Origin of the sequence: Streptomyces sp. NPDC051677, assembly GCF_044453465.1 — a bacterium.
Lineage (GTDB): Bacteria > Actinomycetota > Actinomycetes > Streptomycetales > Streptomycetaceae > Streptomyces.
Window position 1 is genome coordinate 23934 of the sequence record NZ_JBITCT010000074.1, and the last position, 10002, is coordinate 33935.

A 10002-nucleotide genomic window follows, 5' to 3' on the forward strand; every position below is an offset into this window, starting at 1 on the left:
TGGCGGCATGCGGGCGCGGGCGACCCAAGGAGACTTGCAAGGCAGAATCAAAGAAAGATCAAGGATGTGAAAAATCTAGACATGCCCCAGGTGGGTACAGAGGGCTCCGTTGCGCGCATCGCGCCTCCGAGTCCCACTCTGTGGACGATGAAGGCGTAAGAGGGTTCCCCCGCACGCTTCAAATCTTTCCCAAGACATGAAGGAAGAAGTGGATCAACCGTGAAGAATCCGGCGAGCCCCTGGCGGGGACTACTCCAAATAGACGCCGACGAAGACTCCGTCGAACCCGAGTGCGATCAGACCCTGCTCGACGCTGGCGTAGGTCGTCCCGTCCGGGATGGCGATCATGGCGTCGAAGTCGGCGCGGCTGATCTCGGGCTCGAGCCACTGGTTGCTGCAGCGGCAGCGGACCCAGACGTTGCGGCCGTGGTTGATGAGGAGCCAGTCGCGCCGGGCGCGGCAGGCCGAGCACATCACGGGGATCCCGCGCAGGGACAGCTGCGGTGGGTGGCTGAGGCAGCGCGTCGCGCCAGGTCCGCTGGGGGGCTGCGTCTCGAACTGGAGCTGCAGCAGGGGGTCGCTTCCGGTGGGGTCGCCGGGCAGGACGGGGGTCGGCTCTACGTGGTGGTCGGTCGTTCTGAGCACGAGCGTCATCTCCGGATCGAGTGCCTTTTCGATTCATCCGTAACAGCCGGTGGAACCGGTTGTCCATAGGCTTCGCGCAGTCCGGCGGGCCGGTGGGAAGCCTGCCGGACGGCTGGTCAGCGGCGCGGCGGGCGGTTGCGCGGGTCCGATGCGGCGGGACGGGTCGCTGTCGGGGGTGCGGTTCGGGTGCCGGTTCGGTTGGGCGCGGGTTTGGATCGGTCGGCGCCAGCCTGCGGGGGGTGGCCAGCTTCGCCCGGGTGGGCGGGGAGTTGGGCGAGGCGGCGCAGTCGCCAGACCAGGACGTCGTTCACGTCCTCGGCGGTGTCGAGTTCGCGCATCTCGATGGCCTCCTGCAGGAGGGTCTTGGGGTCGTGGCCTGCCCGCTCGGCCTGGGCCAGTGTGGCGGCGAGGGCGTCGGTGGTCGTCTCGGCGTCGGTACGAAGACCGCTGTCGGGGAGCGCTGCGCGGATGGTGGTCTCGTAGGTGCGGCGCTCGGCTTCGGGCAGGGCGCGACCTTGGTCGCGCATGACCTGCATGGGTGCGGCGGCGGCATGGCGGTAGGCGGCGCGCAGGTGCTCGGCGGCCTGCCGGGAGGCTTCGGCCTGCTGGGCGTGACCGCGTGCGGAGTGCCAGCGTGCTGCGGCCAGTGCGACCAGGACCAGCGTGGAGACGAGCATGGCGGTGGTGCCGCCGTCCTCGCCACGGCCGAGCGCGCCGCCGGCCTGGATGATGCCTCGGGCCGCCGAGCGGATCGCCCGGGTGTCGGCTCGTTCGGCCCGGACGTGGCTGCGGGTGGCGCGTTCGAAGGAGCGAGCGGCAGCACCAAGTTCGGTGCGGATGGTGGCCGGAGAGGTCTGGGCGACCGCGTCCAGGAGTTCGCCGACTCCTACGAGTTGGGCTGCGGCATCGTCGTCGTCGCTGTCCAGGAGGATCGCGGCGCGCTCGGCGATCCCGGTGGCGGTGCGTCGTCCCCGGGCGGACGGCGACCAGTCCGATCGGCCGCTGTCGACTTCCCGCGTCGTGATCGCGTCGGCGGTTCCGTCGGCAAGGCGACGCTGGATCTTCGGATAGGAAAGGTCGGGGGCAAGGGTCGAGCCCGCGAACCAGACCGGCTCGCGGTCGCGGTTGCGGTCACCGGGCACTGCGACCGTGTAGCCGAGGACGTCTCCGGAAGGGGCGTGCCGGAGCTTGACGCGCAGGCCCGCCTCGCGAAGACGGGTGAAGAACTCAGCTTCGCTGGCGGCTCCGGCAACGGCCTGGCGGACGGCTTCGCGCAGCGTCTCGCGCGGTGTCTCCGGGCGGCCGGTCCGCTCGGCTTTGAAGCGCTCGGCGCTGGTAGGCGTCTTGGCTCCGGTACCGTCGCCGGGCTTGAGCTGGCGCAGGCCCATCTCCTGTTCGATGCGGCGGCATTCGGCCTGGGCCTTCTTGAAGTCGTAGTTCATCCTCGGGCGGCGCAGATCGCCTCGGACCATGGTGGCCAGGATGTGGATGTGGTCGTCTGCGTGGCGCACCGCGACCCACCGACAGCCGTCCGGATCTCCTTCGGGGGCGAGGTTGACGGCGTGGACCAGGCGGCGAGCGACCGTGTTCCACTCGTCATCGGTCAGAATCCGGTCGCCGGGGTCGGTACGCACCGAGCAGTGCCAGACGTGCTGGGCCGGCACCTTGTCGCCGGCCTGCTTGACCCGCAGGTCAAGGGCCGCAGCGAGCCGGGCCAGGGTGACTTTGGGGTCCGGGTCGGGGCTGTTGTCGCGGCCGGGGTCGGGGACGAAGCCGTCCCAACTGCCGACGAGGTGGGGGTCGGTGTGCTCGTCTCGTTTGCCGGGGCCGTACAGGTAGACGAGCAGGCCGTGGGTGCGTGAGCCGCGTCGGATCTTGGGGATCATCAGAGGCGCTTCTGCACCAGGGCGTCGGCCGCGTCGTCTACGCGGGCCAGGACGCGGGTCAAGGTCGTGAGGGCGTGGTCGAGTTCGCCGGGGCGGGGCTGTCCTCCGGCGTGGTAGACGAAGGCGATCTGGTTGATGTTGTTGCCGACACGGGAGATGGCGGTGCGCAGGGCGGCCAACTCGTCGATGACGGCGTCGAGCTGTTCGTTGGTGTGCGCGGTGGTCGAACCGCGTGCGACGGCGAGGCCGGCAGCAGCGAGGAAGCGGGCGACGGTGACGGCGCGCTGCTTGGCGGCGGTGGTGATCTCGGTCTTCTCAGTGTCGGAAAGGCGAGTGGTCATCTTGTGGGTGCGCTGGCTCGGGTTGCGGGTGCGTCGGCGCGGCCTGCGGTCGGGGAACGCAGGTTGGCTCGGACTCTGCTGCTCGCGCGGGGCGTGGTCGTCTGTTTCTGCCCCTGCGACCGGCGCCCCCTGGTGCCGGAAGTCTGGCTGGTCCCCGAGCGCCCTCGCTCGGGGACCAGCCAGACTTCCCCCGCCCCCCTGGGCGGGGGCAAGGGCATACGACGGGCCGTAGGACCGTCGTATGCGACAACTTGCTCCGCCAGGAGCCGTGTTGGGGTCACGCTGCGGTCCGGACGTGGTGGCCGCCGGGTCGTTGGCGGTCACCGGCTCGTCTCCGCGTCCTGCTGGTGGATGTCGCGGACGACCTCCTCGATCCAGTCCATGGCCAGGACCGGGTGGTGCAGGGTCCAAGGGCGGCTGTGTCGGCGTCGTTGCACGGTCCAGGTGTTGTCAGGACCGGATTCGGCGCGGTGGAGGTGGCCGCGCTGGTACAGGACGCTCAGCCAGGAGTCCACCTCGGCCGGCGTGGCGGGGTTCGTACGCATGGCAGTGCTCTCCGGTTCGCTTCAGGAGGTCGTGGGGCACGCGTCCATGGGCGGGTGACCGGCCGATGTGTCCGGCTGGTCACCCGTCCCATTGGTGTGCGGTCAGTTCCGGGAGGTGGTGACCGACTGTCCGTGCTGCTGGCGGAGCTGGACCATCAGGGCGGTCAGTGTGTCGCTGGACAGCGGGATCTGCTGACCGCGGATCGCCTGGGCGACCACCTTGCGGGTCAGTTTGTCCTCGGCCCTGACCGCTGACCGGGCAATCTCCAGCAGCTCCTCGGTGTCCGGGTCAGCTCGCCGGTCACCGCTTGTCCGGGTGTCCCGGTCAGTGACCGGCGGGAGGTTGTCCGGCAGACCGGTGACCGGCTCGGTGTCGGCCGACCGGTCACTGACCGCCGGGGAGGTGTCCGGCTGTCCGCCCAGGCCAGCGGCCTTGAGCCCCCGGTCATGGTGACCGGTGTCCAGGCTGGTGCTGTCCGCCGCGGCGCTGTCCCCGGTCAGTGTCCGGGCGGCCGGGGTCTGCTTGTGCAGGGACAGACGAGGTCGGTCGGTCAGGGCGGTATCCGGCTGTCCGGCGCTGACCTGACCGGGCTGCGGCTGCTGCTGACCGGCCCGGTCAGTCCGAGTGACCGCGATGCGCTCGGGCTGACCGGGGTGACTGGCCTGACCGAGGTCGTCGCGGTCACTCCGGTCACTGTCCTTGACCGGCCCCCGGGCGATGAGGATGTACAGGTGGACCGCTCCGGCCAGGGCGAGCGGGGCGATGGTGGACAGCACGGCGACCACCGTGTCTCCGAGCCGCAGCCCGGTGTCCGAGTCGGTCTCCTGGTTGAGCCTGACCGCGTGCAGCGCGTTGGCCCAGATGCTGGCGGCGGTAGCCGTGCCGAAGAGCGTCCAGACGTAGAGCCGGGCTCGCAGCGGTGCGTCGCGCAGGACCAGCAGAGCGCGGATGCCGTAAGCGATGAACCCGTCGATCACCAAGGGGAAGAGGTATGTCAACATGCCCCGGACGTGGATGGCGACGGCCATCTGCTGCAGGGCGTCATACGACAGGGCGCATCCCGCACCGCCGAGGGCGATGACGACCGCGCGGTCCCACCCGGTGACATGCGCCGTGCTCGGCGCGCTCGCGATGCTCACGCCGCCGTCCCGAAATCGGCGCGGCCCAGGCGCTCGCCGTCGGTTCCGGGGGGCGGGGTGGTCTTCGTGGTCTGCTCCAGGTCTCGGTTGCGCAGGGCTCGGCGGGTTTCGCGGTAAAGCTTCTGGGCGTGCTCCTCGGTGATCTTCAGAAGCCAGGCCAGGCGCTGTTCGGTGATGCCGTGGCGGTAGGCGGCGTGGACGACCGCACGGCGCTCGGCCTTGGTGAGGTGGAGGTCGCGCCCGGCGACGGTGGCGTTGACCCGGCTGTAGTCGAGACGGTTCGCGAGGTTCTCGTGAAGCGGCTCGCGCTCCTCCTCGGTCATCCCGCCCCGGATGCCGTGGGTGTCGCTGCCTTCCAGGGCGGCATCCAGGCAGGTGCGGCGGACCGGGCACTGGCCGCAGAGCGACTTGGCGGCGGTGATCTTGGCGGTCTCGTCTGGCTCGGGAAAGAAGATTTCGGGGTCCACCGGGTTGTACTCGGTGCTCTGGCAGACGGCCTGGTCCTGCCAGGTGTGGTCGCCGAGCGACCGGTGGCGGGCAGGGCTGATCGTCGTGGGGGTCATGCGGGTTGCTCCGATCACTCTCCGCGCGCAGGGGCGTCGGCGGAGGGGTGCGCTGGGTCGGGAGGTGCATGGGGCGGCGCGCTGGAGGCGCGGCCCGGCGTGGCTGCCTGCGGTGGGTCAGGCGGCGGTGCGGTGGCGTCTGCGGTCGACCGGCTCGAACTCGACCCGGGTGGTCAACTGCGCGAGCCTGCTCGTGACGCGGTCGCCGAGGTAGGCCCGGAGGTCCTTGATCGCCAGGTTGGTGGTGATCAGCGTCGGGAGCATGTGGTTGTACCGGCGGTTGATCAGCCGGTAGGTCACTTCCTCGACCCACTCGGACGCCTTGGCCGCGCCGAGGTCATCGATGATCAGCAGCGGGCAGCGGCTGACGGCTGCCAGCTCCCGCTCGCTGTCGGCTCCCGGCCTGGGGCGGAGGTCCGCGTACAGGTCGGCGGCGGTGGTCGCGCGCCAGCGCACGCCGACGCCGGTCTGCACCAGCTGTCGGACCGCGCCGTACGCCTGGTGGGTCTTGCCGGCGCCGACCACCCCGGCCATCAACAGGCTCGGGCCGGTGGTGACCTGCCGCCGGGCCCCGATGCTAGGGGCGACGGCCTGATGGGCGACTTCCCGGGCCCAGTCCAGGACCTGCGGGTGGTCGGCGACCGCGCCCTGGTAGCGCGGGGGCATCGCGGCCAACAGGGCGTCCAGCGGGGAGAAGGGCTCGGGCTCGTCGGCCAGGGCGGCGACGGCGCCGGGGTCGATGTTGCGGGCGGCCAGGATGCGGGCCATCCGGCCCAGGGCGCCTTCGCTGCCGAGGGTCTGCGGGTCGCGGGTGTGGGTGCGCATCACAGCTCCTCGGCGTAGGCGGCGGCAGCGTCGATCGGGTTGGTCCACGCGGTGTGAGCGGGCACGGTAGGCCGGATCCCCGGCCGCGCCAAACCGGCGGACCGTGCGTTCATTGCGTCGTTGACGAGGCTCGGCAGGCGGCTGGGATGGCCTTGGATCTCCGCGAAGCGCCGTAGTCCGGAGCGGACGTGCTCCGGGGCGATGCCCTCGCCGAGGAGCTTCTTGGCGATGCGACCGAGGTGTCCGATCACGTCGCTGGGCGGTCGCTCGTCGCACGCGGCGACGTACTCGCTGATCAGGTCGCTGGCCGAGACGGTGGCGGCGGGCGCTGTGCGCCCCGTAGGGACTGAAGATCCAAGATCCAAGATCCTAGATCCAGGCGCCGAGCCCTCTCCGAGGTTTCGGGGAGGCTTCGGGGACCCTTCGGCGAATGTCGTCTGACCTGCGGTTTTCGTGCCGGGGTGGTCAGGGGTGCCACCGAGGCTGACGAGGGCGTCGTTTCGAGCGGTCAGGCCCTCGCTTCGGGGTGCGGGAGGCGCCGGTGCGGGCTGTGCGGGCAGATCGAGGGCGCGGGGAGTGTTCGGCGAAGTCTCGGCGCGCCCTCGGGTAGGGGTGGAGGACGCATCGGTGCGCTTAGTGCAGGTCCCCTTACAGACGCCGCACCGGTCCGCCGCGTGGTGCTGCGGGCAGGAGGGCAGTCGGGACTGGCTGGGCTTGTCGATCTTCTGGTGCTCGGACCACGTCACGACGTGGAGGTAGCGGCGGCCGTCGCAACCGGTGTACCGGCAGATCAGGCCCGCGTTAGCGAGCTGCTGGAGGTCGTCCTCGACGTGGACCGAGGTGTGCTCGGCCCTCAGGGGCCAGAGCAGCCCCGCGATGATCGCGGCATTGTCACGGTGGCGGCCGTGGTCGTCGGCCTGGGTCAGCAGGCCGAAGAGGGTCCGCTCCGCCTCGACACTCACCTCGGCGAGCGACTCGGAGAAGAACGCCTCCGGCTTGATGGTTCGGATCCGCGCCATGTCAACGGCCCCGACCGGTAGCGGCGAGGTCGCTGCGGGTGAGGGTCGCGGCGGCGAGGTCGAAGGCGTGGGGCCGGGTCCAGTCCACGTCCGGCCAGACCCGCAGGACCCACCGGGCTGCGACTCTGGCGGTCGTCCGGCTCAGCTCGATCGGCTCCCCGACCGCGTCCTTGGCGATGGCGTGGGGGTGGGGCCACGCCTGCTTCGGGTCGGTGAGGCTGACGCGGACGGTGGCCGCCCCGGGGATCATGTCGGCGAGCTGGGCCGCGAGGCGGTGCTGGCGAGCCGCGTCCGGGCATGCCGGGGTTCCGCTCGGCGTGGCGAGCATGCGATACTCCGTTGTTCGTAGGAGTGCGGTGCGGCGGTTCTCGTGCAAAAGCCCCGCCGCCCGCGAGATGTGAATCGGTGCCCTTCGGGGCACTGGCCCGGCGTCCAGGAGTTGGTAGCTCCCGGGCGCCGGCCTCCTTCGACCCTGGTGGGCACTATGGCCCCCGTGCGTGCATCGCCTCTCCCTTCCTGATCCCCTGGCGGCCGATGATCCGCTTGTGCGGGGACCAGAACCATATGGCGGCCCCTGACACAAGTCCAACCTCTTCGCACCCACTCCCACCAGGCACGGAACACTGCACTGGACGGGACACGGAGCCAACGTACACCGCAATTGCGCCAATCCGTCAACTGCGATGTCGTCAGCCAGGGCGCACAGGCACGTGATCGCCACCGGAGTGGATAGGATCGTGGTCATGAGGAAGGGTTGGAGATGACCGAGAAGCACGAGCGCACCTTCGCGGAGCTGCTCGACTACCTGTTCAGGGAGGTGCACCCGAAGGAGCGCGGCTCCTACACGTACGCGGAGGTATCGCAGGGCATCCGGGACACCTCCGGCGTAGCCATCTCGGCGAGTGCCATCCAGCAGCTCCGCACCGGGACCAACACGAACCCGAAGATGCAGACCATCCGGGCACTGGCCGGCTTCTTCGGCGTGCCCCCCGGCTACTTCTTCGACGAGGAGGTAGCCGAGCGGACACGTGCCGAGATTCAGGTGGTCGCGGCGATGCGCGACCGGGAAGTACGCAGGGTCGCCCTGCGGGCCAACGGACTCAGCACGTCGAGCCTGCAGATGCTGAACGCGGTCATCGACCAAGCCCGGCGTCTCGAAGGAATGCCGGATGACTCGGGCGACTCCGGACTCCTTGACGACGAATAACCCACCTCTCAGCGCGGATCGGCGCGACTCCGCACAGGCGGATCAGCCGCTGGCGGCTCCTCTACGGCTTTCCATCAGCACGATCACGCGAAGTCGGTCACTACCCATGGGCCGCAAGGCGGTGATGCGAACAACCACTTCCCGGCCTCGGTGACAAGGCAGCTTGAGCCTGCGCACGCCACCATTGGCATGTTCGTATACCTCGCAGCGATCCCAAATTTTCTGTAAGTCCGGAGATCCCGCGAGGATGTCACGCTCCAGACGGCGCAGAGCTTCGTTTTGCGGGTAATGGACCCGGGCATAGCGAATCTGGCCCAGATAGGGTCGCGCCCAGTCCTCCCTCCAGTTCACCAGCTGCTCGCGGGCCTCCCTGCTGAGAAATACCCATCGCATGAGGTTGGCCTGATGGGCAGCCCAGGGAAACCAGTCGCGCAGCGGCTCGTTGTGGCCGATCACATTCCACGCCAGGTCCGATACGTAGGCCGGATTGGGCGACTGACTGTCGAGGAATTGCTGGAGGATATCGTCCATTTCTGAGGCAGCGTCCGTCTCCGGGACTGCGGCGAGGGCTGGCGGTCGTCCGATGGCCCTCAGGTACAGGACGTGGCGTTCAGCGCGGCTCAGCTGCAGGACGGACGACAGGCGGTCGAGGAAGTCCGCCGAATAGTTGGCTTCATTGCCCCGCTCCAGTGAGCCGTACCAGCGCTCGCTGACGCCCGTCAGACGGGCCACATCACGCTGCGACAAACCGACGCTCCGCCGGCCCGGCACCATCAGCCCCGGAAACGCACGGGGATCCGACCGGCTCCGCCAGGAACGCAGCAGCTCGGACAGGGACTCACCCTGCGGGTCATCGCTGGCACGCCTGCCCCGGGAGTCCATGGAGCGAGATGGTAGATCACCTGATCACATGACATGAGTCACAACACGCACTGATGCGCCGTCAACGGATCATGAGATCGTCATTCAGCGTAGTCGGGCATAACGGATATCCGATCCTAACGCGAACTGCGTCACGGGACGCAAAACCCAGAAGCGATCGGCGATCGAGAGTCAAAGCAAGTCGCCTCCCGCCTCGCACCGCACATCGGAAAGACTCACCGTCCGTAACCGGAACTACTAGTTCCGGGTGGCTCGAGTTCAGCCTTCCTCCTGGCATCCTTTCGCCATCGTTCACTAGCAAGATGGCGTATAGCCCAGGCCAAGGGGGATTGCCATGCCCTTGCCGGAAATCGACGAAAGTCAACTGCGCAAATGGTGCGAGGAGCAGGTAGATCTTTTGCGTCTGCCATACCGCTTCAGCACCCGTGAATTGCGCGAAGCGATAACGGCGCTTCGCGGAAAGCCCATCATCCTTAAACCTCTGAGCACGCTCGGCGCGATCGATGCGCCGTGTGGCATACGCCTGGAGACGCCAGAGTCCGACCTCCTCTTCTACGAGGAGGGGACCTCGATTCATCACCAGCGGCATATCCTCACGCACGAGCTGTGCCATGTGTACTGCGACCACCCTGGAAGCCTGGAGATCGACGCCTCTACGGCACGCGCCATCGGGCTCAATCCCACACTGGTGATGCGCATGTCGGGTCGCACGAGCTATTCCACGGCAGACGAACGCGAAGCGGAGATGATGGCGACCATCATTCGCCAGCGCATCTACCGAGAACGCGAATCTCCTTCTCGTCAGCCCGAAAAGGGATCGGATAGCTGGGACGCACTATTCGCACAGCCCATTAAGAGGATGTCTCACGTGGTGATGGTGCGAGCTGCGGCATGATGTCTCTTCGTGGGTGCCGATCTGTCGCAGCGGCTGGTTCCTGACGGTCTGTGG

The 10002-nt window shown here is 68.7% G+C and carries 12 protein-coding genes; 2 read left to right on the forward strand and 10 right to left on the reverse strand.

The window, feature by feature from the left end:
• Window positions 1–249: 249 nt before the first annotated feature.
• From ACIBAF_RS44980 to ACIBAF_RS45020, 9 genes are all read right to left on the reverse strand, one after another.
• Complete coding sequence (locus tag ACIBAF_RS44980; RefSeq protein ID WP_399471900.1) at window positions 250–654, reverse strand: hypothetical protein; 405 nt, start codon at window positions 652–654, stop codon at window positions 250–252.
• 107 nt (window positions 655–761) lie between these two features.
• The gene (locus tag ACIBAF_RS44985) at window positions 762–2531 is read right to left on the reverse strand and encodes a relaxase/mobilization nuclease domain-containing protein (protein WP_399471902.1); all 1770 of its coding nucleotides are present in this window, start codon (window positions 2529–2531) and stop codon (window positions 762–764) included.
• Window positions 2531–3196 (reverse strand): plasmid mobilization protein, encoded by a 666-nt coding sequence (locus ACIBAF_RS44990; protein WP_399471904.1) that lies wholly within the window; start codon window positions 3194–3196, stop codon window positions 2531–2533. Before ACIBAF_RS44990 ends, ACIBAF_RS44985 begins: the two co-directional genes overlap by 1 nt.
• Window positions 3193–3417, reverse strand: coding sequence for a hypothetical protein (locus ACIBAF_RS44995; protein ID WP_399471906.1), 225 nt, complete (start codon window positions 3415–3417; stop codon window positions 3193–3195). Before ACIBAF_RS44995 ends, ACIBAF_RS44990 begins: the two co-directional genes overlap by 4 nt.
• A gap of 102 nt (window positions 3418–3519) precedes the next feature.
• Window positions 3520–4557, reverse strand: coding sequence for a DUF2637 domain-containing protein (locus tag ACIBAF_RS45000; RefSeq protein ID WP_399471908.1), 1038 nt, complete (start codon window positions 4555–4557; stop codon window positions 3520–3522).
• On the reverse strand, window positions 4554–5120 hold the full coding sequence (locus ACIBAF_RS45005; protein WP_399471910.1) for a WhiB family transcriptional regulator: 567 nt from the start codon (window positions 5118–5120) through the stop codon (window positions 4554–4556). The genes ACIBAF_RS45000 and ACIBAF_RS45005 overlap by 4 nt, the downstream gene beginning before the upstream one ends.
• Window positions 5121–5237: 117 nt before the next feature.
• Window positions 5238–5945, reverse strand: a complete 708-nt coding sequence (locus ACIBAF_RS45010; RefSeq protein ID WP_399471912.1) for an ATP-binding protein — start codon at window positions 5943–5945, stop codon at window positions 5238–5240.
• Window positions 5945–6964, reverse strand: a complete 1020-nt coding sequence (locus ACIBAF_RS45015) for a hypothetical protein (RefSeq protein ID WP_399471914.1) — start codon at window positions 6962–6964, stop codon at window positions 5945–5947. The genes ACIBAF_RS45010 and ACIBAF_RS45015 overlap by 1 nt, the downstream gene beginning before the upstream one ends.
• Window position 6965: 1 nt before the next feature.
• Complete coding sequence (locus tag ACIBAF_RS45020) at window positions 6966–7292, reverse strand: transcriptional regulator (RefSeq protein WP_399471916.1); 327 nt, start codon at window positions 7290–7292, stop codon at window positions 6966–6968.
• Window positions 7293–7724: 432 nt separating this feature from the next.
• On the opposite strand from ACIBAF_RS45020, the gene ACIBAF_RS45025 reads away from it, so the two are divergent.
• Window positions 7725–8171 carry a Secondary metabolite protein gene (locus tag ACIBAF_RS45025; RefSeq protein ID WP_371659551.1) on the forward strand — a complete coding sequence of 149 codons (447 nt, stop codon included), beginning with the start codon at window positions 7725–7727 and terminating at the stop codon, window positions 8169–8171.
• A gap of 42 nt (window positions 8172–8213) precedes the next feature.
• Here the strand turns inward: ACIBAF_RS45025 and ACIBAF_RS45030 are convergent, their stop codons facing one another.
• Window positions 8214–9053, reverse strand: a complete 840-nt coding sequence (locus tag ACIBAF_RS45030; protein ID WP_399471918.1) for a helix-turn-helix domain-containing protein — start codon at window positions 9051–9053, stop codon at window positions 8214–8216.
• A 334-nt stretch (window positions 9054–9387) separates the two neighbouring features.
• Between ACIBAF_RS45030 and ACIBAF_RS45035 the strand changes: the two genes are divergently transcribed.
• Window positions 9388–9948 carry a regulator component gene (locus ACIBAF_RS45035; protein ID WP_399471920.1) on the forward strand — a complete coding sequence of 187 codons (561 nt, stop codon included), beginning with the start codon at window positions 9388–9390 and terminating at the stop codon, window positions 9946–9948.
• Window positions 9949–10002 lie beyond the last annotated feature (54 nt).

Coding starts and splice junctions, on each gene's coding strand:
- ACIBAF_RS44980 (WP_399471900.1), bottom strand. CDS start 654: ATGACGCTCGTGCTCAGAACGACCGACCACCACGTAGAGCCGACCCCC.
- ACIBAF_RS45015 (WP_399471914.1), bottom strand. CDS start 6,964: ATGGCGCGGATCCGAACCATCAAGCCGGAGGCGTTCTTCTCCGAGTCG.
- ACIBAF_RS45025 (WP_371659551.1), top strand. CDS start 7,725: ATGACCGAGAAGCACGAGCGCACCTTCGCGGAGCTGCTCGACTACCTG.
- ACIBAF_RS45010 (WP_399471912.1), bottom strand. CDS start 5,945: ATGCGCACCCACACCCGCGACCCGCAGACCCTCGGCAGCGAAGGCGCC.
- ACIBAF_RS44985 (WP_399471902.1), bottom strand. CDS start 2,531: ATGATCCCCAAGATCCGACGCGGCTCACGCACCCACGGCCTGCTCGTC.
- ACIBAF_RS45020 (WP_399471916.1), bottom strand. CDS start 7,292: ATGCTCGCCACGCCGAGCGGAACCCCGGCATGCCCGGACGCGGCTCGC.
- ACIBAF_RS45005 (WP_399471910.1), bottom strand. CDS start 5,120: ATGACCCCCACGACGATCAGCCCTGCCCGCCACCGGTCGCTCGGCGAC.
- ACIBAF_RS45030 (WP_399471918.1), bottom strand. CDS start 9,053: ATGGACTCCCGGGGCAGGCGTGCCAGCGATGACCCGCAGGGTGAGTCC.
- ACIBAF_RS45035 (WP_399471920.1), top strand. CDS start 9,388: ATGCCCTTGCCGGAAATCGACGAAAGTCAACTGCGCAAATGGTGCGAG.
- ACIBAF_RS44995 (WP_399471906.1), bottom strand. CDS start 3,417: ATGCGTACGAACCCCGCCACGCCGGCCGAGGTGGACTCCTGGCTGAGC.